The 26,810-nt window shown below is 60.2% G+C and carries 28 protein-coding genes and 2 tRNA genes; 15 read left to right on the top strand and 15 right to left on the bottom strand.

Translation table 11 applies throughout. From position 1 onward, the window contains the following. Positions 1 to 56 precede the first annotated feature (56 nt). From RAS12_RS16275 to RAS12_RS16265, 3 genes are all read left to right on the top strand, one after another. On the top strand, positions 57 to 1,265 hold the full coding sequence (locus RAS12_RS16275) for a CaiB/BaiF CoA transferase family protein (RefSeq protein ID WP_306937109.1): 1,209 nt from the start codon (positions 57 to 59) through the stop codon (positions 1,263 to 1,265). A gap of 71 nt (positions 1,266 to 1,336) precedes the next feature. After that, positions 1,337 to 2,296 carry a Bug family tripartite tricarboxylate transporter substrate binding protein gene (locus RAS12_RS16270; protein WP_306937107.1) on the top strand — a complete coding sequence of 320 codons (960 nt, stop codon included), beginning with the start codon at positions 1,337 to 1,339 and terminating at the stop codon, positions 2,294 to 2,296. A 35-nt stretch (positions 2,297 to 2,331) separates the two neighbouring features. Beyond that, complete coding sequence (locus tag RAS12_RS16265) at positions 2,332 to 3,264, top strand: hydroxymethylglutaryl-CoA lyase (protein WP_306937106.1); 933 nt, start codon at positions 2,332 to 2,334, stop codon at positions 3,262 to 3,264. A 24-nt stretch (positions 3,265 to 3,288) separates the two neighbouring features. On the opposite strand, the gene RAS12_RS16260 is transcribed toward RAS12_RS16265, so the two are convergent. From RAS12_RS16260 to RAS12_RS16220, 9 genes are all read right to left on the bottom strand, one after another. Beyond that, positions 3,289 to 3,726 (bottom strand): universal stress protein, encoded by a 438-nt coding sequence (locus tag RAS12_RS16260; RefSeq protein ID WP_306937105.1) that lies wholly within the window; start codon positions 3,724 to 3,726, stop codon positions 3,289 to 3,291. A gap of 164 nt (positions 3,727 to 3,890) precedes the next feature. After that, positions 3,891 to 4,079 (bottom strand): hypothetical protein, encoded by a 189-nt coding sequence (locus tag RAS12_RS16255; protein ID WP_371321202.1) that lies wholly within the window; start codon positions 4,077 to 4,079, stop codon positions 3,891 to 3,893. Between the two features lie 167 nt (positions 4,080 to 4,246). Then, complete coding sequence (locus RAS12_RS16250) at positions 4,247 to 6,238, bottom strand: hypothetical protein (protein WP_306937103.1); 1,992 nt, start codon at positions 6,236 to 6,238, stop codon at positions 4,247 to 4,249. A gap of 99 nt (positions 6,239 to 6,337) precedes the next feature. Further along, entirely contained in the window at positions 6,338 to 8,386 is a 2,049-nt protein-coding gene (locus RAS12_RS16245) for a hypothetical protein (RefSeq protein ID WP_306937100.1), read from the bottom strand. Further along, entirely contained in the window at positions 8,387 to 8,719 is a 333-nt protein-coding gene (locus RAS12_RS16240; RefSeq protein ID WP_306937098.1) for a DUF2304 domain-containing protein, read from the bottom strand. After that, entirely contained in the window at positions 8,716 to 9,405 is a 690-nt protein-coding gene (locus RAS12_RS16235) for a glycosyltransferase family 2 protein (protein WP_306937097.1), read from the bottom strand. The genes RAS12_RS16240 and RAS12_RS16235 overlap by 4 nt, the downstream gene beginning before the upstream one ends. A gap of 4 nt (positions 9,406 to 9,409) precedes the next feature. Then, complete coding sequence (locus RAS12_RS16230; protein WP_306937094.1) at positions 9,410 to 9,775, bottom strand: DMT family transporter; 366 nt, start codon at positions 9,773 to 9,775, stop codon at positions 9,410 to 9,412. Then, positions 9,772 to 10,632, bottom strand: coding sequence for a class I SAM-dependent methyltransferase (locus RAS12_RS16225; protein WP_306937092.1), 861 nt, complete (start codon positions 10,630 to 10,632; stop codon positions 9,772 to 9,774). Before RAS12_RS16225 ends, RAS12_RS16230 begins: the two co-directional genes overlap by 4 nt. A 235-nt stretch (positions 10,633 to 10,867) precedes the next feature. Next, a tRNA-Ser gene (locus RAS12_RS16220) sits at positions 10,868 to 10,955 on the bottom strand. A gap of 161 nt (positions 10,956 to 11,116) precedes the next feature. Between RAS12_RS16220 and RAS12_RS16215 the strand changes: the two genes are divergently transcribed. The 3 genes from RAS12_RS16215 (at position 11,117) to secG (ending at position 13,460) form a co-directional block, all read left to right on the top strand. Then, entirely contained in the window at positions 11,117 to 12,094 is a 978-nt protein-coding gene (locus RAS12_RS16215) for an NAD(P)H-quinone oxidoreductase (protein WP_306937091.1), read from the top strand. Positions 12,095 to 12,224: 130 nt separating this feature from the next. Beyond that, entirely contained in the window at positions 12,225 to 12,971 is a 747-nt protein-coding gene (tpiA, locus tag RAS12_RS16210) for a triose-phosphate isomerase (protein WP_306937089.1), read from the top strand. 21 nt (positions 12,972 to 12,992) lie between these two features. After that, positions 12,993 to 13,460, top strand: a complete 468-nt coding sequence (secG, locus tag RAS12_RS16205; RefSeq protein ID WP_306937088.1) for a preprotein translocase subunit SecG — start codon at positions 12,993 to 12,995, stop codon at positions 13,458 to 13,460. Position 13,461: 1 nt separating this feature from the next. Here secG and RAS12_RS16200 read toward each other — a convergent pair whose 3' ends face one another. After that, on the bottom strand, positions 13,462 to 13,641 hold the full coding sequence (locus RAS12_RS16200) for a hypothetical protein (protein WP_306937087.1): 180 nt from the start codon (positions 13,639 to 13,641) through the stop codon (positions 13,462 to 13,464). Positions 13,642 to 13,655: 14 nt separating this feature from the next. On the opposite strand from RAS12_RS16200, the gene RAS12_RS16195 reads away from it, so the two are divergent. The 4 genes from RAS12_RS16195 to RAS12_RS16180 all read left to right on the top strand — a co-directional run bounded on the left by RAS12_RS16195 (position 13,656) and on the right by RAS12_RS16180 (position 18,051). Further along, positions 13,656 to 14,213 carry a sigma-70 family RNA polymerase sigma factor gene (locus tag RAS12_RS16195; protein ID WP_306937085.1) on the top strand — a complete coding sequence of 186 codons (558 nt, stop codon included), beginning with the start codon at positions 13,656 to 13,658 and terminating at the stop codon, positions 14,211 to 14,213. A 24-nt stretch (positions 14,214 to 14,237) separates the two neighbouring features. Then, complete coding sequence (locus RAS12_RS16190; RefSeq protein WP_306937084.1) at positions 14,238 to 15,260, top strand: FecR domain-containing protein; 1,023 nt, start codon at positions 14,238 to 14,240, stop codon at positions 15,258 to 15,260. A 142-nt stretch (positions 15,261 to 15,402) separates the two neighbouring features. Next, positions 15,403 to 17,829, top strand: a complete 2,427-nt coding sequence (locus tag RAS12_RS16185; RefSeq protein WP_306937083.1) for a TonB-dependent siderophore receptor — start codon at positions 15,403 to 15,405, stop codon at positions 17,827 to 17,829. Between the two features lie 137 nt (positions 17,830 to 17,966). Continuing rightward, positions 17,967 to 18,051: transfer RNA gene (locus RAS12_RS16180), tRNA-Leu, on the top strand. 153 nt (positions 18,052 to 18,204) lie between these two features. Here RAS12_RS16180 and RAS12_RS16175 read toward each other — a convergent pair. The 4 genes from RAS12_RS16175 to RAS12_RS16160 form a co-directional block, all read right to left on the bottom strand. Then, a complete protein-coding gene (locus tag RAS12_RS16175) occupies positions 18,205 to 18,510 on the bottom strand; it encodes a hypothetical protein (protein WP_306937081.1) in 306 nt (101 codons plus the stop codon). A 70-nt stretch (positions 18,511 to 18,580) separates the two neighbouring features. After that, complete coding sequence (locus RAS12_RS16170) at positions 18,581 to 18,865, bottom strand: hypothetical protein (protein WP_306937079.1); 285 nt, start codon at positions 18,863 to 18,865, stop codon at positions 18,581 to 18,583. A 38-nt stretch (positions 18,866 to 18,903) separates the two neighbouring features. Then, complete coding sequence (locus RAS12_RS16165; RefSeq protein WP_306937077.1) at positions 18,904 to 19,242, bottom strand: hypothetical protein; 339 nt, start codon at positions 19,240 to 19,242, stop codon at positions 18,904 to 18,906. A gap of 118 nt (positions 19,243 to 19,360) precedes the next feature. Beyond that, on the bottom strand, positions 19,361 to 20,176 hold the full coding sequence (locus tag RAS12_RS16160; RefSeq protein ID WP_306937076.1) for an aminotransferase class IV family protein: 816 nt from the start codon (positions 20,174 to 20,176) through the stop codon (positions 19,361 to 19,363). 148 nt (positions 20,177 to 20,324) lie between these two features. Between RAS12_RS16160 and RAS12_RS16155 the strand changes: the two genes are divergently transcribed. The 3 genes from RAS12_RS16155 to RAS12_RS16145 all read left to right on the top strand — a co-directional run bounded on the left by RAS12_RS16155 (position 20,325) and on the right by RAS12_RS16145 (position 23,276). Then, positions 20,325 to 21,245 carry a LysR substrate-binding domain-containing protein gene (locus RAS12_RS16155; protein ID WP_306937075.1) on the top strand — a complete coding sequence of 307 codons (921 nt, stop codon included), beginning with the start codon at positions 20,325 to 20,327 and terminating at the stop codon, positions 21,243 to 21,245. A gap of 166 nt (positions 21,246 to 21,411) precedes the next feature. Beyond that, positions 21,412 to 22,011, top strand: coding sequence for a nitroreductase family protein (locus RAS12_RS16150; RefSeq protein ID WP_306937074.1), 600 nt, complete (start codon positions 21,412 to 21,414; stop codon positions 22,009 to 22,011). A gap of 209 nt (positions 22,012 to 22,220) precedes the next feature. Then, positions 22,221 to 23,276: a GGDEF domain-containing protein gene (locus RAS12_RS16145; RefSeq protein ID WP_306937073.1), complete on the top strand. Its 1,056-nt coding sequence runs from the start codon at positions 22,221 to 22,223 to the stop codon at positions 23,274 to 23,276. An 82-nt stretch (positions 23,277 to 23,358) separates the two neighbouring features. On the opposite strand, the gene RAS12_RS16140 is transcribed toward RAS12_RS16145, so the two are convergent. Continuing rightward, positions 23,359 to 24,306, bottom strand: a complete 948-nt coding sequence (locus RAS12_RS16140) for a hypothetical protein (protein ID WP_306937071.1) — start codon at positions 24,304 to 24,306, stop codon at positions 23,359 to 23,361. A 396-nt stretch (positions 24,307 to 24,702) separates the two neighbouring features. Between RAS12_RS16140 and RAS12_RS16135 the strand changes: the two genes are divergently transcribed. Both RAS12_RS16135 and RAS12_RS16130 read left to right on the top strand, forming a co-directional pair. Next, positions 24,703 to 25,881 (top strand): COG3904 family protein, encoded by a 1,179-nt coding sequence (locus tag RAS12_RS16135; RefSeq protein WP_306937070.1) that lies wholly within the window; start codon positions 24,703 to 24,705, stop codon positions 25,879 to 25,881. 82 nt (positions 25,882 to 25,963) lie between these two features. Next, positions 25,964 to 26,791: a lysozyme inhibitor LprI family protein gene (locus RAS12_RS16130; RefSeq protein WP_306937068.1), complete on the top strand. Its 828-nt coding sequence runs from the start codon at positions 25,964 to 25,966 to the stop codon at positions 26,789 to 26,791. Positions 26,792 to 26,810 lie beyond the last annotated feature (19 nt).

Below are 26,810 nucleotides of genomic sequence, written 5' to 3'. Positions count from 1 at the left end.
TGGCGGTACACCGGCCGCCACGCATCCGACCACGCGGCAGGCAAGAGGTAATGTTGATGAGCGCAGCACCGGCTTCACCCTTCATGGATAGTTCAGAGTTGCCCTTGCGCGGCATCAAGGTTTTGGAACTGTCCCACATGATCATGGGGCCGGCCGCCGGTCTGTCGCTGGCGGATCTGGGCGCCGATGTGATCAAGGTCGAACCCATCGATGGAGATCGCACGCGCAGGCTCAAGGGGTCGGGCAGCGGTTATTTCCCTGTGTTCAATCGCAATAAGCAAAGCCTGGCGATCGATCTGAAATCGCCCGAAGGGCAGGATGTGGTGCGCCAGCTGGCCTTGCAGACGGACATGGTGGTGGAGAATTTTCGTGATGGCAGTCTGGCGCAATACGGGTTGGACTATGAGTCCCTGTCGGCTGAAAACCCCGGGCTGATCTATGTGTCATTAAAGGGTTTTTTGTCCGGTCCATACAAGCATCGCACGGCGCTGGATGAGGTCGTGCAGATGATGGGCGGGCTGGCGTATATCAATGGCGGGGCAGATACGCCGCAACGCGTGGCAGCATCGGTCAACGACATTCTGGGCGGCACCTTCGGCGTGGTGGGCGCGCTGGCGGCGTTGCATGACCGCCATGCCACGGGACGCGGCCGCCATGTGCGTTCGGGCTTGTTTGAAAACAACCTGCTGCTGGTGGCGCAGTTCATCGCTCAGTATCAGTTGACCGGCACGGCGCCCAAACCCATGGGGGCGGAGCGCAAGCCGCCATGGGGTGTTTACGACGTGTTCGAAACGGCGGACGGCCGGGTGTTCGTGGCGGTGGTGGGCGATGCGCAATGGCGCAACTTTGCCCAGAAGTTCCTGCCGCCTGAATGGGCAGCAGACCCTCGGCTGGCCACTGCCGTTGACCGCGAGGCTGCCCGCTCGTGGCTGGTGCCTGGCGTGGCGGAGATCCTGAAGAACTGGAAAACCGATGCGTTGTGTCAGGCGCTGGAAGCCGCGAATCTATCGTATGGACCGATCCGCCAGCCGCACGATCTGCTGGACGATGCGCACCTGAACGCCGGGGGCGCTTTGCTGAAAACCCTGCTGCCCGACGGCAGTGAAATATCCACGGCGGCGCTGCCGATCGAATTCGATGGGCGCAAGGCCGGCAAGCGTTGCGATCCGCCGGTGCAAGGCGGCCAGACCCACGCCATCTTGCAGGGGCTGGGCCTGGATGCTGCGCGCATCGACGCGTTGCGCGTTGCGGGAGTCATTGCATGACCAGGCCTTAGTGCCTGAGCCCTGTCGAGGCGGCGTCAGACCGCTAAGACATCCATCAAAGAGGAGACAACATGATTCGAAAACTCGTCGCGCTGGCCGCTTTGGCTGTCGCTTGCACGGCACACGCGCAAGACTATCCCAACAAACCCATCCGCATCATCATCCCGTCCACGCCGGGCGGAGGCACCGACTATATCGGCAGGCTGATGAGCAACAAGCTGCACGAGCTGAATGGCTGGGCCGTGGTGCCCGAAAACAAGCCTGGCGCAGGCACCGCGTTGGGACTGGCGGAAGCGGCGCGCGCGCCGGCGCAAGGTTATGACCTGGTGATCGGCCAGTCCGACAACGTCACCTTGATACCGCTGCTGATGAAAGTAGCCTACGACCCCATCAAAGACCTGGCGCCTGTGGCGCTGGTAGCCACCACGCCGATGGTGCTGCTCGTATCGGACAGTTCGCCCTATAAAACCTTGCCCGAGGTGATCGAGGCAGCGCGGAAAGATCCGAACAAGATGTCGTACGGGACATCGGGCACAGGCGGGGGCGTGCACATCGCGATGGAAATGCTGCAACACGAGGCCGGCTTCAAAATGCAGCACGTGCCATACAAGGGTTCGGCGCCGGCTCTGGCGGATCTGATGGGCGGGCATCTGCAATTTGCGGGATCGTCGATTTCGTCCGCAGCGTCGCTGATCAAGTCCGGCAAGGTGCGCGCGCTGGCGGTAACGTCGCCCAAGCGCAATGCGGCCCTGCCGGATGTGCCCACCGTGGCAGAGCTGGGCTACAAGGATTTCAGCGTGGTGACCTACTACGGCGTGCTGGCACCGGCCAAGACACCCGCCGCCATCGTGGCGCGCCTGAATGCAGATTTCAACAAGCTGCTGGCTCGCAAGGATGTGCAGGAGGCGCTGGCATTCCAGGGGCTGGAGACGGACCCTATATCCAGCGAACAGTTTGCCGCGCTGATCCAGTCGGATATCGGCAAGGCACAGCAGACAATCAAGAGCGCGGGCATCGTGGTTCAGCAATAGGCCGGGCCACATCCGCATACACGACAGGACAGCACATGAATCAGGACGTCAGACTTTGCGAAGTGGGTCCGCGTGACGGGCTGCAAATGGCCAAGGGCATGATGCCCGCCGCTGACAAGCTTCGCTGGATACGGCAGCTGGCCAGCGCAGGGCTGCGCGAGATCGAAGTCGGCAGCTTCGTATCGCCGCGTCTGGTGCCGCAGATGGCGGACACTGGCGTCATCCTGCCGGAAGTCTTGAAGATAGACGGCCTGACCGTCTGCGCTCTGGCTTGCAACCTGAAGGGCGCAATCGCTGCTTATGAGGCGGGCGCGCACGTGTTGTCGTTTCCGATATCGGTCAGCGATACGCATAGCCATGCCAACGTAGGCAAGGGCACAGACGCGCAGGTGGAGATGATGGCGTCGATTGTGGATTGGGTCCGGTCGCAGCCGCGTCCCATGCGCATTGATGCGGCGGTGGCTACCGCGTTCGGCTGTTCAATGGAAGGCGGCGTGCCGGTTCGGCGAGTGGCGCTGGTGGCTGCTGCTGTGGCGCGTACCGGCGTTGACGAAATTGCACTGGCCGACACCGTGGGATATGCGCATCCCGCGCAGGTGCGCGACGTGGTGCGGGCGACGCAGGACGCGGTGGGAAGCCAGCTGACCAAGCTGCATCTGCACGACACCATGGGGCTGGGTCTGGCGAATGCGCTGGCGGGCCTGAACGAAGGCATCCGCAGCTTTGATTCGTGTCTGGGCGGCCTGGGCGGGTGCCCCTTCGCGCCGGGCGCATCAGGCAATATCGTCACCGAAGATCTGGTGTTCATGCTGGAAAGCATGGGCTACCGGACGGGCGTTGATCTGCCGCGGCTGCTGGCCGCGCGAGGCCTGCTGGCGGATGCGCTGCCAGAAGAGACTTTGCGCAGCGGCGTGGCTGCCGCTGGCATACCCAAGACTTTTTACGCGGGCGCCAACGCCGTTGCTTGATGCCGCGTGGGTGTGGCTACGGAATCAGCGGTACACCAGAACCGGCACCGTGGAATGCGCCAGCACTTTTTGTGTCTGGCTGCCCAACAGCAGCGCGGCCACGCCACCACGTCCATGCGAGCTCATCGTGATCAGGTCGCAGCCTTGAGTCAGCGCGATGTCGATGATGACCTGATAGGGCGTGTCGCTTTCCCGCATTTCGGTAGTGCAGGGCACACCCAGAGCCTGAGCGCGGGCCGCGGCTTCGGCGAGGAGGGAACCCGCCAGTTCCTTGGCCTGGTGTTCGTACGTCTTGCGCACGCCTTCCAGTTGCACGGTTTCCATCGAAGGCATGTGGAAGGTGCCATAAGCCGTCACCACGGTGACGCTGGCGCCAAGCGCGCGGGCCAGACCCAGCCCTTGTTCCAGACCGGTATTGGCAAGGCTGGATCCATCAATGGGGATAAGAATGTGCTTGTACATAAAAACCTCTGCGGGTGGGAAGAGCGGCGCGGGCCATGACCGCGACTCTGTGGAGTGTGGCAACAATGTCCATACTACGCCTGCGCCACGCCGCCCGGAAGGCGCGTTGCAAGACGCGCCTGACGCCGATCAAGCACCGGCCCCGAAGCGGGGCCGGCAGGCGCCTACCAGCGATAGGTAGCCGTGCCCACCACGGTACGCTGATCACCGTAGTAGCAATTCCCATAACCGCAGTTGGCGATGTAGGTCTTGTTGGTCAGGTTGCGAGCGTTCAGCGCCAGGGTCCCGTTGTGGATCTGGTAACTGATCATCGCGTCGAACAGCAAGAAAGACGGCACCTTGGCTGGCGCCACTTCGCCGTCGCCGTGATTCGATCCCGTGCTTCGCCAGTTTGACGCGGGAGAAACTGGCTGTCGTAGGTGATGTAGCTTTTGCGGCGCAATTCGAAGATTGCCGCGAACAACAAGGGTAGACCCGCAGCGGACCAGGCTGTGGGGCGGTACGGGAAAAAAGAAAGCGGTCAGGCCGTTGCGACGCGCGCGAATTGCGGCTGACTGGCGGCATCCGTTCGAGGTCGGGCGAATGCCAGCGTGCTAAATAGCATCAGCATAAGCGTGGCCGGATACACGTAGCGATAGGCTGGAAAGGGAATCACAACAAGCAGCAACGCAAAGGACGTCAAAGGCACCAATGCAGCCAATAACATGCCCGTGTCCCGGGTGCGGGCTACGTACATGCCGACAATGAACAGCCCCAGGATCATGGGCAAAGCAGGCTTCCAGAACAGCCAGAACCAGCTTGGCTCTTCAGTCCATTGCTTGTACTTCTGGATCAGTCCAGGCAGCGTCGGCAGTAAGCTCCGATTCTGCCCGGCCAGTTCCACGAAATGCAGTGCCGGGTTGTCGTATCCCAGCACGGTGGTGGCCTGGAACGGGCGGTGGCCCACGCCAGTATCCCAGAGCATTTTTGTGATGCAGATTTGCCTGTCCAAGAGTATGGAAGGGTGCTTCCACAAAATGTTCGTCACGGCCTTTGCCATGTCGAGCTGGTGGTCCAGAAGAAAAGCCCAATAGTCTTTGGTGTTGAGCAGCACGCCTTGCGTTACCGAAGTCTGGGTCGTGTCCGTCATCAAGCAGTCGTACTTCGCCCAATTCTCGCGCGGCGCAACTTTGTAGAAAAATGCCGTGTCTTCGGGGTCCAGGGGCACGCCGCTGGCGACTGAAGCACTGAACAGATGGTAGATGTATACGTTGGCGAAGAGTCCCAGTGCCAGAAAGCGAGGAGTCCTTTTTTGCTTGGGCAGGTCGTCGGTCGTTCTTACCTGATGTTGGCCAATTTCCATCCTGGCCAGGTTGGACAGGCCTTTCGGGACGGTGAACACCAAAATCAGGAAACTCAATGCGGCGATTGCGATGGCGCGTCCGCCGTGGCGGCGTTGCAGAACGATCAGGGCGGCGAGCAAGGTCACGATGATGCTGGGCATGGCGTTGCTGCGGATGATGCCGGCAGCAAATCCCGACCCAACCAGCACAATCAGCAACAGCGCCGGCAGCCGCTCTCCACGGGGTTTGCGAAACGCCCACAGCAAGACCCAAGTGAAAAACAGAATCGCAACGGAACTCAGTGCATCTTTGCCCAGATTGCTGAAAAAGGTGGGGTACTGCGGCGTCAGCGCCAGGGTCATCACGACAAAGGCGGCGCCCCAAAGTGGAACGCCGCGCACGCGCAGTTCGCGCAGCACAAGCACAACTCCCATCGCGGCAAGAATTTCCTGCGCGGCCAACAGCAGCGCGGGCGAGCTATCGATCAACGCGAAAAACCGCATCAGGTACGTAGTGGCGTATCCCAGAGGCTCGGACAGGTCGCCCCGCAATGCCGCCTGTACCCATTGCATGGAAGCGTCATAACTGACATTGCCGGGGTAGAAGCTAAGGTGCGTTATGGCCGTGGCCAGAAGTAGCGGAAGTGCAAGCCAAATCGATTCTTGACGGCTTGGCGGGCGTATTGGATGGGTGCTTCTTGCTTGAGTGCCGGTCAGCCGAAGAGCGATTGCCGCCAATACAGCAAAAAGCAGAATGAATATGAAGATATGCGTAGCAAGGCCGAAGCGCGCGCCCATTCCGATAGACGGCACTGTTGATTCGGCACCGCCCACAATGATCGGCACAATGGATTCGGTTGGCGCCTGTAGATCGATACGATCGGTATAACCTGCTCCGTTACTCAGTACGGCAGCGTTCGGTTGTGCGTAGCGAATGAGCCCAAGCTGCAATGGCTTGTCCGCGGTCTTGATGACGATAGGCGCGGCGTCAGTGCTTGCCACAAGGGTTACCGAATCGGCTGCCGGAATGACCTGCCAGCCCGATGCGGGAACGCTGAGGGCGCCGGATTTGCGCAGCTTGTCGTAGCCGTCTCCGTAAAGCACCACCCGGAGCGAACCCGTGTACCCGGCAGCAGGCGCAATATCCAGTTGGTAGACAGGCCGTTCGCGTCCCAGGTTCAGCGACAGCATTAAAAGGACCGCTGTCAGCAACGCTGCTAGCCAACCCCAAATCGGCATCCGCCCAAACAATGCTGAGCCGGGAAACTGTGCTTGGACCTTTGGCATGACCTAGTCGCTCGCCTTTGCGGTTTGTGCGGCCAGGCCAGGGCGAGAGAAGACAAGCGTGCTCAGCAGCAACATGATCAGTACCGAAGGGTAGGCATAGCGATAAGCGGGGAACGGAATGACAAGCAAGAGCTGCGCGATGGATATCACGGGTAGCAGCGCTACAAGAATTACTCCGACGTCGCGGTTGCGAGCCAGGTAAAGGGCAACGATGAAAAACCCAAGCATGAGTGGCAGCGCAGGCTTCCAGAACAGCCAGAATCGGCTGGAGTTCTCAGTCCATTGCTCATAGCGCTGAATTTGATGGCGCAACGAGGGCCACAGTGTCCGGCTTTCTCCGGCTAGCGGAAGGAAACGCTTGTCGACGATGTCGTATCCCAGCATTGTGGTTGCCTGAAACGGGTGCTGGCCTACGCCGATCTGCCATAACACCTTGGTGATGCAGGCTTGCCGGTCAAAGAGCAGACCGGGGTGGTCCTGCACGATGCCCACCACGGTTTTTGCCATGGCGGTCTGGTGCTGCTGCAAGTGCGCGTTGTATTCCTGCTGCGTAAAGCGGATATTGCGGCCCAGGCTCGCCATCGTCGTGTCAGTCATGTAGCAGGAATATTTCTTCCATTGGTCCTGCGGCATGATTGCAAAAAACGGTTTCGCTTCTTCCTCCGGGACAGCGACGCCATTTGCCATTGCAGCGCTGAACAAGTGATAGATATACAGATTCGTGAACACGCCCAACGGCAGATCGGCGTTTGGCAGAATGCGTACGCGTTCTGCCGGACGCTGGTACTTATCGACTTCTTGGGTTGCTTGATTGACAAGCACTTTGGGGATGACCATCGCGGCGATCAGGAAAACAGCGCCCGCCCCAATCAGGGCGTAATTCCGGCGGCGCCAGAAGAGCAGAACCAGAGCGCATGCCAATACGAGCAAGATGATCGGCATGACGTTGTTGCGCATCAGGCCGGAAAACAGGCCCGCAGCGATCAGGGCGCTCAAGATTTTCCAGGACGGGCGACTGTTCTTGGGCTGGCGAAACAGATGGAGCAATGCCCAGGCAAAAAACAACGTCCCCATCAAACTAAGCGGATCTTTGCCCAGGTTGGTGAAAAACGAAAAATATTGGGGCGTGATGGCGATGGCTGTAGCCATCGCGAGCGTGATCAAAAAAGGCACGCCGCGGTAACGCAGCTCACGCAGCACCAGCGCCATGCCGAATGCGGCCAATACGCTTTGTAGTATCAACAACGGAAGCGGCGACGTGGTCGCACGCGTGAACATACGCATGAGATACGTCGCGGGGTAGCCCAGAGGTTCGAACAGCTCGCCTCGCCCCGCAGCCTGGACCCACTGCAACGAGCCGTCATAGCTCACGTTGCCCGGCACGAACGCGATCAACGTCGCGCAGGTCGTCAACAAAAATGGTAGCGCGAAGAATGCGATCTCGATGCGTTTCGGCGAGGGCAATCGAATCGCGCCAGCCTGGGGGCGGCGCGACATCTGCCATGTAATGGCGATCAATAGCGCCAAAACAGCCGCTGCCGCGGCAATCTGGACAGGCAGGCTGAAGCGCGCGACTTCGCCGCTTGGGGGGGCGGCGGAATCCGGCCCGCCAATGACCAGCGACGACACCGTCTCGTTCGGCGACTGCAATGCTATGGAGTGCGTATAGCCTGCACCGTTGTCCATGGAAAGCGTACCGCCTCCCGCATGGTGCACCAATGCCAGTTTTACCGGGACATCGCGAGCTTTGATCTCAAGGGCTTCGGCGGGCGGCTGGCCCACCAGCACTGTGGAGTCTGCTCCGCGGATGATCTGCCAGCCGGTGGCCGGCACAGTCAGGGAGCCGGCCGAACGGTAGGCGTCGAAATCCCGTCCGTAGAAAACGACGTGAACGCTACCTTCCTTAGCCGATGCTGGCGCTATTTTTACCCGGAATTCCGGTTGCACGCCGCCAAGATCAAGCGACAGAAAAATGATGATTGCGGTGGCAAGCAGGGCCAACCAGCGGCCCGCAGTGATACGTTGCTGGGTGGGGATTGCCGGGGAGCTCATTTATTCTGTTTTGTTGTCGCCTGGGCGGGCGTTCTGAAGCGCAATGTAGCGTGCAAGATTGGTGACGGCGCGGTGCTGCGAATTAATGTGGCGCGCCAGCAAGACCAAGGCGTTGATGATCGCTACGAGCAGCAGAATCAGGAAGAAATCCAGGCCGCGGCCAATGCCGAAGAAGTGAGCGATCGTCGACGTGATGTCTGGGTTCCAGACGAAAAAGATGCCGACGAAATACGCCAGGCACAACAGGAAACGAATTGCATTCGGGCGGATGAAGGCAAAGCTGTAAACGGCCATGAAAAGAAACACGGCCGTTAGCAAGATGCTGAAAATCATTTGGATACTCTCCCCATCAACAACTCCATCAGAATACGAATGGCATTCGAGCTTCGTTGCCCCTTTCTGATTGAGTATTCCGTGTAGACGATGGTCACCGGATGCTCAATGAAGCGCACATGGTGAGACGCAATGTGATCCAGAATTTCCGAAGCGTGCGCCATGCGGTTCTGCTTGAATTCGAATTCCTGGCAGAACTTGCGTGTCAGCACACGAAATCCGTTGTGTACGTCGGTCAGCCGGATGCGTGAGGTAATCCGTGTGAATAGCAGGGCAGCGCTGAGCACCAGCTTGCGCGAACGGGCGATGTTGGTTTTCGTGCCCAGAAAACGGCTACCCAGCGCGGCGTCGGCGCCGCTCGCCTTAAGCGCGGCAAGCATGGGGGCGATCTCGCGGGCGTCGTGCTGGCCATCGGCGTCAAAAGTGACGATGTACTCCGCGTTTTGTTGAAGTGCGTAGGCAATACCGGTTTGCAGCGCAGCGCCCTGGCCCAGATTGATCGGGTGCGACAACACGTGCGCGCCGGCGCCGCGTGCTGCCACGGCGGTGGCATCGCTTGAGCAATCGTCGCAGACCACAACGTTCTTCATGTGCTCCAGCACGCCAGCAACGGTATTGGCGATTACGGTGCCCTCGTTAAAGGCGGCTATGACCACCCAAACGCGGTCTAGGTCATTGAAAGACATGTTTTTATTCCGTACCCAACAGAACGAGGCCAATGCCAATGATCGCGAGGCCAGCAATGAACCGCAAGCTGAGCGTTTCGCCGAAAAAGTACCAACCACCCAGCGACGCGACAGCCAGGCTCATGATGGTGAAAGGATAGGCGCGCGAAAGAGGAATAAAGGTCAGCAGCCAAACCCAGAATATGAGCAAAAGGCCGTAGCTGGCCGCGCCAAGCAGGAATGGCCAATCAAGCGCCAGCGACAGCAGGCGCGACAAAAGGCTTTGCTGTTCGTGAACGGCCTGACGCTGCGCGGAGTACTTGAGCAACAGCTGGCCCACACCCATTCCCACCGCAAACAGGGTGACCAGCAGGATATGAAGCGCTTTCACGCAGCTTCCCGTTTGCGGAAGACCAGGCGCATCGCGTCAAACAAATTGACCGGCATGCCAACACGGTGCATCCAGGCAGGCAGCGACGGGCGCAGCGACAAATACCGCAGCAATTGATAGGCGATCAGGCCGAATGGCACTTTTTTCCAGGGATGATCCAGATGGACCAGATCCAGTCCCAAACGATTGCAAAGCGCTTCCAGCGATTTAGGCGTGAAAAACCACAGATGTTGCGGCGGGGTCATCAGACGCCAGTTGCTGCCGGTGGTCTTGGCCACGATAGAAGAGAAATCGCCCGTCGTCATCAACAGCAAACCGCCCGGCTTGAGGGTGCCGGCGGCAGCTTCAAGCGACGCAACCGGGTCGGGCAAGTGCTCGATCACATCCAGCAGGACGACCACATCGGCATCGGAAAAACGCGACAAGGCTTCCTTGGAGACTTCCCCGTGGTGCACGTCGTCATGCCCGCGTGCATTGCAGCTGACAACAGCGTCTTCGCACAGCTCTACTCCGCTGACCTGGTACGACGAGGCCTTGGCTTCATCAAGAAAATATCCGTAGGCGCAACCCAGCTCCACCAAGTGGCCGCTGCCCGCACCCAGCTTTTTCAGCAGGGTAATGTCTTGGCGAAATTGGGCGTGCAGGACATTGCTGGCCTGGACGTAATCTGAATAGCCATCGGACTTTCCGCCATTGAAGTAGGACGCGTCGTAATAGGCTGCAGCGTCAAATTCTTCAGGTTCTGCTTTGCCCGCGCCACAACCGCGGCAGCGATAGATCGGGATGCCTTCTTTGCGGTATGCCAATTCGAACGCGGCGCTGGTTTCGCACAGGGGGCAGGCGGGCACTGAGGGCATAAGAGACTCGGATTCTGTTAGTGAGGCAAGACGGATTTGACGTGATAGCCGGCAGGGCAGATTTTTGGGCCCGGCGGGGCGGGCATGACATGTGCAATTGCTGATCGGCGACCGCCCTCAGCTCGCGACGTGTCCTTGCCTATGGCTAGGCTGCCTGTTGCGATCAAGATCCAATATGCTGAGACTCGCCAGCGTTGCGGTATGCATCATAAAAAATGGAAACGCACATATATATTGGCGGAGGCGGTGAGATTCGAACTCACGAACGGTTACCCGTTGCCGGTTTTCAAGACCGGTGCAATCGACCACTCTGCCACACCTCCTGCTACATCTTCCAGGCCGGGCGCTTGCGATTTTCACGCTGGCCAACCGTTTCCTGGGGTCTTTCCGGCAATCCGGCCGTCAGGCAAACATTCTGCCCGAACGGAAACGCGATATGCCGTAAAGGGCGCAATAATAATCGATTTGCTGCAAAGGAGGCACGATGCACGCTGTAGAAATCTCTCGCCCCGGTGGTCCCGAGGTTTTGGTCCCCGTAGAACGCCCCATGCCCGAGGCTGGTCCGGGTGAAGTTTTGATCAAAGTCAGCGCTGCGGGCATCAACCGCCCCGACGTGTTTCAGCGTAAGGGCAACTACGCGCCGCCGCCGGGAGCGTCTGATTTGCCGGGCCTGGAAGTGGCTGGCGAAATCGTTAGCGGCGACCTGGCCGGCAGCGGGTTTGCCGTGGGCGACAAGGTTTGCGCGCTGGTCGCGGGCGGCGGGTACGCCGAGTACTGTGTCGCGCCTGTGGCCCAATGCCTGCCCATTCCGAAGGGCCTGTCCGACATCGAAGCGGCCGGCTTGCCGGAAACCTACTTCACCGTCTGGAGCAATGTGTTTGACCGCGGCCGCCTGTCCGAAGGCGAGATCCTGCTGGTCCACGGCGGCGCCAGTGGCATCGGCACCACGGCAATCCAGCTGGCCCGTGCCATGGGCATTCGGGTGTTTGCCACCGTCGGCAGCGATGACCGCGCCCGCGCAGTCGAAGCATTGGGCGCCGAGAAGGGCATCAATTACAAGACCCAGGATTTCGTGAAAGAAATCAAGGACGCCACCGGCGGCCGTGGCGTCGATGTCATTCTGGACATGGTGGCGGGCGACTACATCGCGCGCGACATGCAATGCTTGGCCGACGACGGCCGTATCGTCATCATTGCCCAGTTGGGCGGTTCGATGGCCAATGTGGATACGGCGCAGGTCATGCGCCGCCGCCTGACCATCACGGGTTCCACATTGCGTCCCCGATCGATCGATTTCAAGGGCGCCATCGCGCGAGCGCTGCGTGAACAGGCGTGGCCCTTGTTGGAAAAAGGGGCCATCAAGCCCATCGTGCACGCCACTTTCCCGCTGGCCGAGGCTTCCAAGGCCCACGCCATGATGGAAGGCGGGGAAAATATCGGCAAAATCATCCTGACAACGTAAGAAAAGCGCGGCGTTCGGCGTATCGCCGCGCAACAGGATACAATCTCGGGTTTCGCCTGGAATTTTTTCCAGGCCGGCCCGTGGGCGGTTGCATCATCCCCCCTGGGTTCACCCACTCTGACATTTCGCCATGACTTCAGTCGAAAACCGCGCCCGCCTTGTGCTGGGCAACTGGAAGATGCACGGCAACCTGGCCGAAAACGCCGCGTTGCTGACGGAGTTGCGCGCTGCGGATGCTGCGAGCCACTGCGAAATCGGCATCTGTGTTCCGTTTCCGTATCTGGCGCAAGCCGGCTCGGCCCTGACCGGAAGCAGCGTGTCTTGGGGCGCGCAAGACGTCAGCGCACACGAAAAGGGTGCCTACACCGGTGAAGTGTCCGGTCTGATGTTGAAAGAATTCGGCTGCCGCTGGGCATTGGCCGGTCACTCCGAGCGCCGCGTGCTGCACGGCGAGACCGACGACCAGGTGGCGGCCAAGGCGCAAGCCGCGCTGGCCGCTGGCCTGACCCCCGTTGTCTGCGTTGGCGAGTCGCTGGCGGATCGTGAAGCCGGCAACACGCTGGCCGTGATCGAACGCCAGTTGAAGCCCGTGCTGGCGCTGGGCGCTGAAGCCGTGTCGCGCATGGTTCTTGCCTATGAACCCGTATGGGCCATCGGCACCGGCCGCACTGCCAGCCCCGAGCAGGCGCAAGAAGTCCACGGCGCCATCCGCGCCGCCTTGCGTGCGCTGGGCGCAGCGCAGGTGCAAGTTTTGTACGGCGGTAGCGTTAAAGCTGCCAACGCCGCCAGTTTGTTCGCCATGACTGATATCGACGGAGCCCTGGTCGGCGGCGCGTCGCTTGTGGCTGAAGAATTTTTGCGTATTGCCGCCATCTAAGTTTCCGTTCCGGAGTCCGTAATGCCCTTGATGCTTAAAGTTCTGCTAGCCGTCCAAGTTCTCTCGGCGCTGGCTATCATCGTTCTGGTCCTGCTGCAGCAGGGCAAGGGCGCCGACATGGGGTCCGCTTTCGGTAGTGGTTCCTCCGGCAGCCTGTTCGGTGCCACCGGCGCCGCCAACTTCCTGTCGCGCGCGACCAAATGGGCCGCCGTGGTCTTCTTCGCGTCCACAGCAGGTTTGGCTTATGTCAGCCACAAGGGCACCAGCGGCCCGGCGGTTGATTCCGGCGTGATGCAAAGCTTCCCGTCCGACCGTTCGGTGCCGCAAGTGCCGGGCGCCGCGCCCGCTGCTGGCTCGTCGTCGGTTCCTGGCGCCGCGTCCTCGGTTCCGGCTGCCCCGGCTCCCGCCGCCCAGCCGGATGCATCGGTGCCCGTCGCGCCTGCTGCTCCCGCTACGGGTGAAAAGCCGGCCGAAACGCCCGCTAAGTAAGTCACCGCAAGGTAAAAAGGCCGGCAGCGATGCCGGCTTTTTTCTGGTCGAAGCGAATACCGCAAACCCGCGTCTCTATTGCAGAGACGCGGGTTTTTTTGTCCGTATCATGATATTGAGAATAGTTCTCATGATTGATATAATCCGCCGGCTCCTTCCAACGCCCTCCCTTGTCCAACACGGCGCTTGAATTCCATGTCCCCGATCACCGACGACGCTCAGGCCGCTGGCCCGCAGGCCGCTACCGCCCGCGCGATGGCGGTGCTTGAGGCGTGGTTCCGCGGGCACCACAGCTGGCTGCTGGATCGCGTGCAGCGGCACTTACGCAACTGGGCTGAGGCCGAAGACGTGGCTGCTGAGACGTTCTCTCAAGCCGCCGCCCAAGCCAGTCACCAAGGCTTGAACGATGTGCGCGAACCGCGCGCGTTCCTGACCACCATTGCCAAGCGCCAGATGTTCCAGCTGTGGCGCAGGCGCGATCTGGAGCAGGCGTATCTGGAAACTCTGGCGTTGCAAAGTGAAGTCATGGCGCCGTCCGCGGAAGAGCGGCAGATGTTCATCGAAGCGCTGGAGTGCGTGGCCTTGGCGCTGCAAGGCCTGTCCGCCAAAGCGCAGCAGGCGTTTCTGTATAGCCAGCTGGACGGACTGACCTACGGTGAAATCGCCGACAAGCTAGGTGTGTCTGCCAGCATGGTGCGCCAATACATGGCCCAGGCATTCCGGCGCATGGCGGGCTTGAACGATGTGCGCTGAATCTTTGCCTGTCGTCACGCATTCATGAATGCGCCCATAGCCACGGATTCAGACGCCAGCGAAGCCGCGCTGGGATGGCTTGTCATCCTGCGCTCTGGCGAGGCTACGCCGCAAGACAAGCTGGAACACCAGGCATGGATAGAAGCGCATACCTCGCATGCTCAAGCCTGGAACACGCTCACTGCCGCCGTAGATCGCCCGATAAGCGCTGTGCGCAGCCAACGTCCGTCCTCGTCCGCGAGCGGTCACGCTGAACTCTTGTCGCAAACGCTGATACGCGCTGAAGCGGCAGGACGCGGGCGGCGCCAATTGCTCAAGGGCGCGTTAAGCGTGGCGGGTCTGGGTTCGCTGATGGCATTGACGCTGGCCGAGCGTAGTGTGCCCTTGACTCAGTTGTTGGCTGACCATGTCACCGGCACGGCGGAGCGCCGCGCTGTCACCTTGCCCGACGGCAGCTTGTTGCAACTCAACGCGCGCACCGCTGTGGACGTGGTGTATTCGGACGGGTTGCGGCTCGTGATTCTGCGAGAAGGTGAACTGATCGTTGATGTGGCGCCCGCTGCGGGTGGCGCCGCGCCTCGGCCGCCTTTTGTGGTGCGCACCGCGCAAGGGTCGATCCGCGCGCTAGGCACCCGGATTGCGGTGCGGCAAGATGCGCACAGCACGCGCGTTGCCATGCTGGAACACCGCGTCAGCCTTCTGCCGTTGGATGGCCGCCCCGCCATGCTGGCGGAAGGGCAGATCGCAAACATGACCGAGCAAGGCGTGGAGCTGCTGCCGATTTCGGCGCAGACTGCTGGCGCTTGGGAGCAGGGCGAGGTCCAGCTGCACGATCAGCCGTTGGGAGAGCTGATCAACGCGCTGCGGCCGTACCGTAAAGGTTATGTCCGCATCAGTCCGGCCGCCGCCCGGCAACGTGTCTACGGCACCTATCCGCTGGACGACACTGATCGCACCTTGAACATCGTGGCCGAAACACTGCCCGTGCGAGTACGCCGATATGCCGGCGGCTTGATGGTCATGATCGACACCCCCGCCGACGATTAAGTCCGGTAGCGCAGGCGGTAAGCGGCCCGGAACTTGGGTCCGGCCAGAAAAAAATTCATATTCCACTGTCACTTTTGCTTCGCCGCGCCACATCCCTCTAGAAGCTAGTTCGATTCACGACGTTCTTGAGGGAAATCTCGTCATGTCTACCGTTACTGATCTGCGGCTGTCGCTGCTGGCCGCTGCTCTGGTCGCTTTGTTTTCGTCGGCCAACGCGCAGGCGCAACCCGTGGCGGGCAACAACCCTGTTGCCGCCGACGCGGGCGCAGCGCTGCGCGCCTACGATATCCCCGCGCAAGCGCTGGGCAGCAGTCTCGCCCGCATCGCTAGCGAAAGCGGCGAAGCCATATCGGTAAATGCCGAGCTGGTGCGCGGACTACAGGCGCCTGAAGTGCGTGGCCGCTACACCGCCGAGCAGGCCGCTCATGCGGCAATCGCCGGCAGCGGGCTGGAACTGCTGCGCACCGGCAGCGGCAGTTGGGCCTTGCGCCGGCAGCCGCAAGCCGCAAGCGGTGTTGTGACGCTAGGCGCCGTGCAGGTCACGGGCGAGCGCGACCCGGCAGTGACTGAGAACACCGGTTCGTATACGTCCACTGGTCCCAGCGCCACGGGCACGCCGCTTGCACTTAGCTGGAAGGAAACGCCGCAGTCTGTCACCGTCATCACGCGCCAGCGCCTGGATGACCAGAAGCTGGAGAGCGTCATCGACGCACTGGAAAACACGACGGGCGTCACGGCTTTTCGTCAGGGCATGGGCACCGACCTGAGCGGCCTTTGGTCACGCGGTTTTACGATCTCGAACTTTCTGGTCGACGGCATTCCCAGTTCGCTGGGATCGTCCAGCTATTGGCGCAACACGGCCATGTACGACCGGATTGAAGTCGTGCGCGGCGCCACCGGCCTTATGAGCGGCATGGGCACGCCCGCAGCCAGCATCAATCTGGTGCGCAAACGCCCCACCGCCGAAGGGCAGGCAAGCATCACGGCGGAAGCAGGCAGCTGGGACCGCTACGGCCTGGGCGCGGACCTGTCCGGCCCGCTGTCCGACAACGGCAAACTGCGCGGCCGCATCGTCGTCGATGAGAAGAACCAGCATTCTTGGATCGACCGCTACGAAAAGCAGGACCGCATGGTGTACGGCATCACCGAACTGGATCTGAGCAGCTCGACCTTGCTGACGGCCGGCTTCAGCTACGAGACCAATAAAAACGACTCGCCGCTGCGCACCGGCCTGCCTTTCACCTACAGCAATGGCGCACCCACGAACTTCAAACGTTCGACCAATGCAGCGCCCGACTGGAGCTTTTACGACAGCGAGCTGACCAATCTGTTTGCCTCCGTCAAACATGATTTCGGCAAAGGCTGGGCGGGCAAGGTCGAAGTGACGCACACGATATACAACTACGACAGCGCCCTGTATTTTCTGACTGGCTCCATCGATCAGGCCACAGGGCAAGGCGCATCGCTTTGGCCGGTGCGCTGGAAGAGCAACGACCGGCAGACCACGTTGGACGCCCAGGTCAGCGGTCCTTTCGACCTGTTGGGCCGGCAGCATGAAATCGTGGCCGGCATCTCCTTGTCGCAGTTGCGCTCGGATACGCCCAGCTATGGCGGTTGGCTCGGTCCCTGGACCGGCTACGACGGCACAATCCCCGATTTCCGGAGCTGGAACGGCGCCTCCAATGAACCCAATTTCGTCAAGGCCGGTGAAACCAACACCAAGGAAACGCAGTACAGCGCTTACCTGACCTCGCGCTTCAAACTGGCCGACGCAACCAGCCTGATCGCCGGTGCGCGGGTCACCAACTGGGAGCGCAAGGCCGACACATCCGTGGTCGGTGTCTCAGGCAACACACGAACCGACACTCGTGAAACCGGCGTGATCGTCCCCTACGCTGGTCTGGTGCATGACCTGGATGCAAATTGGACCGTCTACGGCAGCTATACCCGGATCTTCAGCCCGCAAACCGCCGCAACCCGCGACGTCAACAACAACGTCCTGGACCCCGAGCGCGGCACCAGCTATGAATTGGGCATCAAGTCCAGTTTCATGGAAGATCGCCTGAACGCAGGTCTGGCGCTGTTCCGCACCAACCAGAGCAATCTGGCCAACTACGACGCCGCCACCTCGTCCTACGTCGCGCTTCAAGGCATCAAGACCAAAGGCGCCGAACTGGAATTGACAGGAGAGCTCCGCCGCGGTTGGAACATTGCGGCGGGTTACACCTATTCCCTGAGCGAAGACGCCAAGGGCCAGCGCGCCATCACCCAAATCCCGCGCCACAGCGTCAAGCTCTTTACCACCTACCGTCTGCCCGACGCGCTCAACAAACTGACGGTCGGCGGCGGTATCAACTGGCAAAGTATGTCCGGCTACGTGGGTGAAGCCCAGCAATCCAGCTACACCGTCGTCAACGCCATGGCCCGCTACGAGTTCAGCAAGCAATTCAGCGCCACCTTGAACGTCAATAATTTGTTTGATAAGTCCTACTACAGCGGTCTGAGCGCCTATGGCGGCGTCTACGGCGCGCCTCGCAACGTCATGCTGAGCGCCAAATACGCGTTCTAAGGGAGCTGGCGTAAAAGCTTGGGGAAGAGGGCGGGACGCGGCCCTTTTCTGCCGGGTTTACGTCCCTGCCCGATTTCGTGCTAGAATGCTCGACTTTCCAGCTATGCCTATGGCGCAGCTTGTGAAAACTGGTGAATGCCGACGTGGTGAAATTGGTAGACACGCTATCTTGAGGGGGTAGTGGCGAAAGCTGTGCGAGTTCGAGTCTCGCCGTCGGCACCAAGAATTCCTCGTAAAAAGCCCGCTGAAACTTCCAAGTTTCAGCGGGCTTTTTGCTTTTGTTTCCAGCGATGCCTGGATCAACACGTACGCATGAAAATCAAGGGCACCAGACGCCCGTCGTCCCATCAACGCGGGACGGAGCGATTCCCGTGCCTAGTGCAAGTGATGGCCAAACGCGATGATCGCCGCCACGAAAGTGGCCGCGCCGATGGCCGCCAGGCCATACATGCGTTTTGCGGCAACGGCGCTACTGCGGGTCATGCCACCCAGCAGGGTGACCAGGGACCACAATCCCGTGAACGCCAGCAATGCAAGCGTATAGACGAAGTTTGAAAGGTCGTAGCCACCGCCGCCGATAGACGGGTGACTGGCGGTTTTTGGCAACAGCAAAACAATCAGCGGGACAGCTGCCAACGCAAACAAAGCCAGTCCTATCTGAAATCCGCGGTCTCTTAGCATGGGTTCGATCCTAGGGGCTTAGGGCGTCGACTTTACGTCACCCCACGCCATTGCGCGAAGCCCTTCTTGGTCAGGCCAATTTTGCAAGCCACACCAGCAACGCAATCACAAATGCGGTCTGCACGGCCAGAATCACGCTGACAGGCTTGGGTTTGCCGCAGGCATACCAGTAGGCGATCACGAAGGGATAACAGATCAGATTCGTCGCGCATAAGGCCAGAATGCCTAGCGCCTGCGTCATGCCTGAGGGGGACAGCAGAAGGTAAATGCTGATTCCGCAACCGACAACGGTAAGCAGGATGGCGATGAAGGCGGTAATGCGGGCGGCTTGAGATTTATCGGGCAGGGAGGGCATGTGGGGCCGAAACAGACGCGCCGGGCGGCGCCGGGACGCTAACGCGGTGATGGTTCGCGCCAGGAGGCGTGATTATAGTTAGCCGATATCGCCGCGATCTGTTCCCCGCGCATGGCTTGATTGTCCGCATCAATGATCGGTGTGTGCTTGACCACTGATATCAAGCCCAGCCCCAGTGCCAACGCCACCAGCACCTGGTACGGACCCCACTCGATATAGAAAGGCGACCATCGGCCTGCTGCCCAGGCGGCGATGGCAATGCCCGCAAGACCGGTCGAGAACGCCTCAAGATAACGTGCGCTTTGTAGTGATCCCACCATCAAATCAAGTGTGCCTAGGAATACCAATGCAACCAGTCCCGCACGCCACTTGCTCATAGACGATTTCTCCTGTGCTACAGGATTAACGTGAGCTTTGGGCAAAACTAAAGTGTTGGCGCGTGGAAACCGCGCAGCCTGATGGCAGTGCATTCTTCGTGTATTAATTCGATTGTATTTATAGAGGCGAAGGGGTTTCTGCAAGATAGGCGGCATGCAGCAGCGTCAGAAATTCCGGTGCATCGGGCAGGGCGGTATCGCCAATTCGGTTGATGGCCACGCCGGGCGTCCAAGAATTCATGACCACGGCCCCTGTCAATGCCGCGACGTCAGGCAGTCCGATGGCGCGCGTGCGCTGCGGCACGCCCATTCGTGCCAGTTGCCGCTGGACAATGCCCATCGTGGTGCCGGTCAGCATCCGGGCGTTGGGCCACACCACGGCTTCGCCATCCCAGAAAGCCAGATTCCAGATCGATGCTTCGCTCAGCCGCCCTTGCCGGTCAACAAACGCCGCGTCATCAAAGCCTTGCGCGGCCGCCTGGCGCAATAGATAGGTCTTGGCCACTTCTCCCACATGTTTTACGGCGGGCAGCATGCGTTCATGCTCAATCGCTGCCAGTGCGAGAGGGCCCGATGGGCCGGACGAGGGCGGACTGGTGCGTACCAACACCTGTGGCAGCACATTGGCGCTCGCCACCGTGAACTCTCCTGCAGGTGAAAACACGGTTGCCACCAGCGACATATCGGGCGGCCCCGCCTGGATGGCTGTTCGCAGATACGCCTGAATCTGCTCGTCCGGCAGTGCCACGCCAAACATGTCTATCGACGCTGACCGCAACCGGGCCAGATGCAGGTCCAGGCCGCGGACCTGTCCGTCGCGTACCTGCATCGCAGTGAAGTGGGCGTACCCCGCGAATGCCAACGGCGTGAGATCGCTGGCGTTTGCCGGCACGCCATTACGTTGAACCACGAAAGAAGCGGGATGGGCAGGCATCGATGGACTCCGGGGGGGCAGGCGGATGATCCGTCGCCGTGCGAGGGCGCTGATCATCCTGATTATCAAGTTCTGCAAATATCGCTGATTGCATCTCCAGCAGGAAACTAGTAGTTTTCAATCCATCATCAAGTTTGGCTTGTAGATCATGAATCGAATGCTGCCCGGCACCCGTGCGCTTAGAACGTTTGACGCCGCCGCGCGCCATCTGAATTTCACTCATGCGGCAAAAGAGGTCGGGCTGACGCCCGCGGCCGTCAGCTACCAGATCAAAGAGATCGAAGACCAGCTTGGCATCGTGCTGTTCACGCGCACCAGCCGCAGCATTCAGCTGACCCCCGCCGGCGCGGTGCTATTCGAAGCGGTGGCCGAATCGCTGGACACCCTGCATCGCGCCGCCGTTCGAGCGCGGCGGGTCAGCCGCGGGGCGGCGCATTTGCGACTGTCCGTAGGGGCTCGTTTCGCTACAAACTGGCTCCTGCCGCGCTTGCTGCAGTTTCGCGCGGCGCATCCCGGGGTGGAACTGACCTTTGATATCAGCGACGACGTTCGTGATTTTGCAGGCGACGATGTTGATATGGCGATCCGATTTGGCGCTGGCAAATACACGGGCGCGATATCGCATCGCCTGTTCGATACCGTGGTCGTGCCGGTGTGCAGTCCTGCACTGTTGCGCGCCAGCCCGAAATTGAAAACGCCGCGAGATCTGTTGGCTCATACGCTTTGCTATGTGGACTGCAAGCCCGATGGAATTGTCTGGCCGAACTGGCCAATGTGGATGGCCGCCGCCGGCATCACTGACTTCGATGACAGCCGCAGCGTGGCATTCACCGAATCCAGCCATGTGGTGCAGGCGGTGGTGGATGGGGGCGCGGTGGGCTTGGTGGAATGGGAACTGGTGGAACGCGAGGTCCAGGCGGGCAGGCTGGTCAAGTTGTTTGACGTAGGGCTGCGTGTGGCGCCGGAATACGCATATCACCTGGTGTATCCGGCGGCGGCAGACACGGATTCCCGGATAGGCGTGTTTCGGGAGTGGATGCTTGCCGGCGTGCGGCAGATGTCCCGTTGAATGATCGCGCGGAGCGCCTGATTCACCGCATTGGGTTCATGCGTAGAACAGTTTGTTCCGTCCAAAATTGCGGGATATGCGCCTGCACGGGTGTTCGTGTCACGGACCAGCCAGTAGAATCCGTACGCATATCACCCCTATCTACTAGTCGAAAGGTCATATTCTTATGAGCAACGCTTATATCGACGCACTGAAACAGCGCCGCACGCAGTACTCGCTGGGCCGCAACCTGTCGGCCTCCAAAGAAGAGCTGGCAACGCTGATCCAAGACGCGATCAAGCACAGCCCTTCGTCGTTCAACTCGCAAAGCTCGCGCGCCGTGATTTTGTTTGGCGCTGAAAGCGTGAAGCTCTGGGATCTGGCCATCGAAGAAGTGCGCAAGGTTGCGCCCGCCGAAGGTTTCGACAAGACCGAAGCCAAGCTGAAGAGCTTTGCTGCTGGCGTTGGCACCGTGCTGTTCTTTGAAGACCAGGGCGTGGTGCAAGGTCTGCAAGAAAAGTTTGCGCTGTATGCCGACAACTTCCCGGTGTGGTCGGAACAGTCAGGCGGCATGGCTCAACTGTCCGTATGGTCGGCGCTGGCCAGCGCTGGCGTGGGCGCCAGCCTGCAGCACTACAACCCGCTGATCGACGGCGTGGTCGCGCAGCAATGGAATATTCCTGCGTACTGGAAGCTGCGCGCGCAAATGCCGTTCGGTTCGAACGAAGCCGGTTTTGGCGAAAAGGCGTTCATGGACGACGCCGAGCGCTTCCGCGTGGTGGGCTGATTGCCTTTGGGCATTATTTGACGCCTGAAACGATAGCGCGGTATTCAAACCCGCATTCTCCGAAAGGGGGATGCGGGTTTTTCATTGCTTATTAATCGGTATCGGGCATAAACCAGCAGTGCATAATGGCGGCTGAACGGACCGGTCCAAAGTGGGGCCGCGGTTGGATAATCGCGCAGCAGCAAGCGCGCGCTTCAAGGAGATTTTCGTTGGACCCGATACTCGCTGGCCTGTCGACTTCACTTCCACAAGCCAAGTCGGTAGAACAATTAACCCGACCGCTTCTGGAAATGCTTGGTTCAGTCACTGGGTTGGAATCCACGTATCTCACATCAATTGACTTGAAGGCCGACCTGCAACATGTGCGCTACGCGCGCAATGTAGGTGACTTGCAGATTCCCGAAGGTCTTTCTGTGCCGTGGGGCGACACCTTGTGCAAGCGTGCGCTGGATGAAGGCCGTATGTGCACGAGCGATGTTTCCAGCTGCTGGCCGGATTCCGAGGCCGCGCGGGCTCTGGGTATACAGACCTATGTCAGCACGCCCGTACGTACGGATACAGGGATGTTGCTGGGCACCTTGTGCGCAGCCAGCGCTGGCAAGCACCAGATCGCCCCGCAAGCAGAGGCCGTGTTGAAGCTGTTCTCCAACGTGATCGCCAATTTTCTTGAGCGCGAGCTGTTGATGGAACAACTGCACGCCGCCAATGTGCAACTCATGTCGTATGCGCTGACCGATCCGCTGACGGGGCTGCCGAACCGGCGCGCGCTCTATGAAGAGCTTGATCGCCTGCAAAAGCGCGCCTTGCGTGAAGGCGGCAGCGTGTTGGTCGGCGTGATCGACCTGGACGGCTTCAAAGGCATTAACGATACCTATGGGCATCAGCAGGGGGACCAGTTCCTGCAAGAGATTTCGCGCCGGCTGGCCATTACGCTACGCACCTCCGACATGCTGGGCCGGATCGGCGGCGATGAGTTCGTATTGATTGGGCCGGGCCCCGCATTAGAGCGGGGCGACGCCGGGCCAAACGGCGAAGCTGTGCGCGGAACGGCGGAAGAAGCGGCCCGGACGCTGGAAGACCGAGCCACGGCCGCTACCATCGGAAAGTATCAGCTGGGCGATATGGCTGTGCCCTACGAGGGCGCCAGCGTCGGCGTGGTGGCAGTAGACCCGCGTGGCCAGGATGCCGAAGCGCTTGTGCGGCTGGCCGATGCGCGCATGTATGAAATCAAACGGGCTCGCAAGGGCGCGCGTACGATTCACTAACGCTGTCCCGTTTTTTTTCGGGCGTCGGCTTGCAGCCTGCCAGAAGCAACAGCGAAACCAGCAGTATCCGTTTCATGACGGATTACTCGTAGCGTTGTTTGGCGCCGGACCACTTCAAGGTGCGCCGCCATTTTTCCCCTTGCTGGCGCAGCTGGATATTGAAGAATCCATCTGTCTTACCCGGCAGGATCACCAGCGTATTGCTGGCATCGGACATATCGTGTTCTCTCGTGCCGTCTGGATTCCAATCGCCCGCAATGGATTTGACGAACGACATAGGCTGCGCGAACACAACGCGCAGGTGCGGGCCGTCGATGCGGAACAGGTACAAGGCGTTAAAGCTCGCACCGCCGCCTGCATATCCTTCGCTCCAGCCTGCCCGCATGCCGAAAGCCATTTCGCCGGGCCGGATCTGATAAGGCGCCAGATCGAACCGCTGCCATTCGGCAGGTTTGGCCTGCATCGGCGCATCGGTATCTTGGGTGGCCAAATCCAGCGGTAAATCTATGTCGGTGTCGCTCCAGTCGGTGGGTGTGTCGACCGGTCCATCGGTGCGTGCCAGCAACTTGGGCGTTGATCCCGCCGTCGATTCAAACACGCCGACCCAGACTTCGTTCTTGTCTTCATCGCGGGACAGATCGCTACAGCCGCCACCGCCAAACTTGATGAGCCGTTCGGCGCGTTCAGCAGTGGCTGCCAAACACACCATCGCGACAAATGTGCCGGCGCGCTGCGGCCAGGGCTTGGCGCCCGCGACCAGCAAACGCTTTGGATTCTGGCCAGGCGCCAGTTGCTGCATGAGAAACTCGGCGCTAAAACCCGGTGGCAGCGCTATGCCCAGGCCGTCGGGCTGCGGCGCGCCGCTCATTTCGCTGTCGTACATCTTGCGCGCATCCTGGGTCTTGATCGCGTCTCGGGTTTGGTCCAAGGACTGCACGGTGGTAGATGCCATGGCCGCAGGCGCTTGCAGCGCGGCAACAGTCAGGGCCAACAGGGGAGAGACCAGCAAAGAGGCAAGTTGCGTACGCATGGCGAAAGAGTGTCAATGGCAAGGGCAATGCCCGAACAGGGATGCCGTGCAACCGTGCCTTGCCGAGGGAGGCACAGTACGAGTAGTCGGGCGGACAGAGTGCGCTCAAGTGTTTCAGAGCGTTTGGCCATGTTTCCATGCTGACAAGAGATTTCATGCAAAATGGCGCGCCAGCCCGCGATTTGTATCGGGGCGCAGGTTGGATAAAATCCGACGACGTAAGGCTCGGCATTCAGTCAGCTCGCGGTGATGCCGAACGATGCGCTTGTTGAGATCCCCGAGAAAGATCACAAGGCGGGACGAGCCTGGTTCCGGGGCATGTGTTCAAACGAAGAAACGACCTGCGACATGCGTTCCGTGGATCAGGATTGATTATTTTGCGATAGAACAAAACCAATGCTGAAAACAAAACTAGCGGCTTTTGGAACGGGCCTTGCCCTGTCTTTGGCGGGTATGTCCGCCGTTGTGGCCCAGACTCCGGCGCAGCCTCAAACGCAGAAGTCTGCCGAAGAGCCCGAGCGCTACGGCCCGTTCTTCTACTTGCCCAGTCAGCCCAGCCTGCTGGTGTATGTGGGCGCCGTGGGCGCGAACGATATGCTGAATTTGAAAAAGGCGCTGCGCGAACACCCGACCATCGCCACCATCATTCTGCAGAACAATGGCGGCGGGTTGGTGCACATTGGCCTCGTGGTTGCGGAAGAGGTCTATGAACGCGGCTTGAATACCTATATTCCGAAGGACAGCTACTGCGCATCCGCCTGCTCGTTCGTGTTCTTCGCGGGGCGGCAACGCCTGGCTGAAGGGCGGTTGGGCGTGCATCAGATTTCCGCGCCGGAACTGACGGGAGAACAGGCGCAGTTCGGGGTGTCGGATATTGTCGCCACGCTACCGAAGTACGGCGTGTCCGCCGATGTGCTGGGTATCATGTTCAGCACGCCTTCGAAGGAAATGTATTTCTTCACGCCGCAGGAAATAGCCAAGTACGGCATCAACCGCACGGGCAATACACAGACGGCGCAGAACAATCCTCAGCAAGGCGCCGCCAAAGCGCCTCCCAGCTCGCCCGCGCCCGCTCCCACTCAGGCTCCCGCGCAGCCGCAACCTTCCGGATTGCCGCCGCAAGGAGGGCCCAGCGGCTCGGCGCCTGCCGCCAACCCCTACATGAAGAAGGAAACCGCGCCGGCCGCCATTTCCGATGAGCAAAAGGCGATCAATGCCGCGGCGCTGATGATTCAGGCAGGCAGCGGCACCAACGAAGAAGCCATGAATTTCACGCGTGAGTTTTACGCGGCGAATGTCGATTACTTCAAGAAGAAGCGCCCGAAATCGGAAATTCTGGCAGACAAGCAAGCGTACTTTGCCCGCTGGCCGGTGCGCCGCTTCGTGGTGGACCAAAGCTCGCTTAAGGCGAAGTGCAAGGATCAGATGTGCATGGTGGTCGGCATCTACGACTACAAGGTGTCTAGTCCGGAACGCGGCAAGAGTGCGACCGGCACTTCGAATTTCACCTATGTGCTGGATTTGCGCGACCGTTACCGCATCGTGATGGAAGACAGCGAAGTGATCAGCCGTTAAGTGTTCAGGCGCGGCTTTGCCCGCGCTTCACACCTTGCACCATGGGTCTGCCCGAAAGGGCTTTAGAACAAAGAAGAATCAGATGAAACTTGGATTTCCGGCGGTACGGTTGTTGTGTCTGGCTGGATTGTTCGCGTTGTCGGCGCCTGCGTTGGCAATCGATTGCAAGAAGGCCAGCAGTGCCGCCGAAAAGCTGATTTGCTCGGACAAAAAGACCGTGGCAGCAGATGCAGAGCTGAACCGGGCTTACGCCGCGATACTGAAACAGGCGCCGGACAGCGAGGTCCGCACGATGCTGGTGGAAAGCCAGAAGCGCTGGGTTGCAGCAAGAGACCGGGCGCTGGACACGCTGATCAACACGCCCGATGCGCTGTCCGATGACCAATCCGCGAGCGATATCGCACGCGAGCTGATCCAGAATCGCACGGCAGAGTTCAAAGAGACCCAAAAGAAATCGGCCACGCCCGCCATCATCAGCCGCGCTATTGCCCAAAAGCAGTTTCAAGCGCAATTTACCGGCGGCGCCTTTGCCGGATATTCAACGTCGTGTGACGTGCTGCCGCGTGATTACGTGAACTACGGCTGCTTTGCAATCCGCCACTATCAGAACAACGACCGGGTGTGCTCGGTTGATGAGTCCTGGGCGTCGGGCGCCGTCTACACCAAGCGCTACGTTGCCAAGGTAGTGAACGGCAAACCCGAAGCCATCGCTTCGTGTTCGTTCAACAGCGAAGATGAAGCATGCTCGGATGCTGAGGGCAAGACGAAATGGAACATGTCTCCTGAACAGCCAAAGCACGTTTATACGTCTGAGCCGTTGTCGAAGATCGACGGAGAGGTTTTCGATTCAGACGATTTCGCATGGGTGAAGACTTGCCTGGCTGACCCTGTGTATCCGCCAGCCAAGTAACGCAGTTGGCCAAGCGCCC

This window comes from Achromobacter seleniivolatilans (assembly GCF_030864005.1).
Lineage (GTDB): Bacteria > Pseudomonadota > Gammaproteobacteria > Burkholderiales > Burkholderiaceae_B > Achromobacter > Achromobacter seleniivolatilans.
This window is presented reverse-complemented; position numbering and strand designations above follow the sequence as displayed.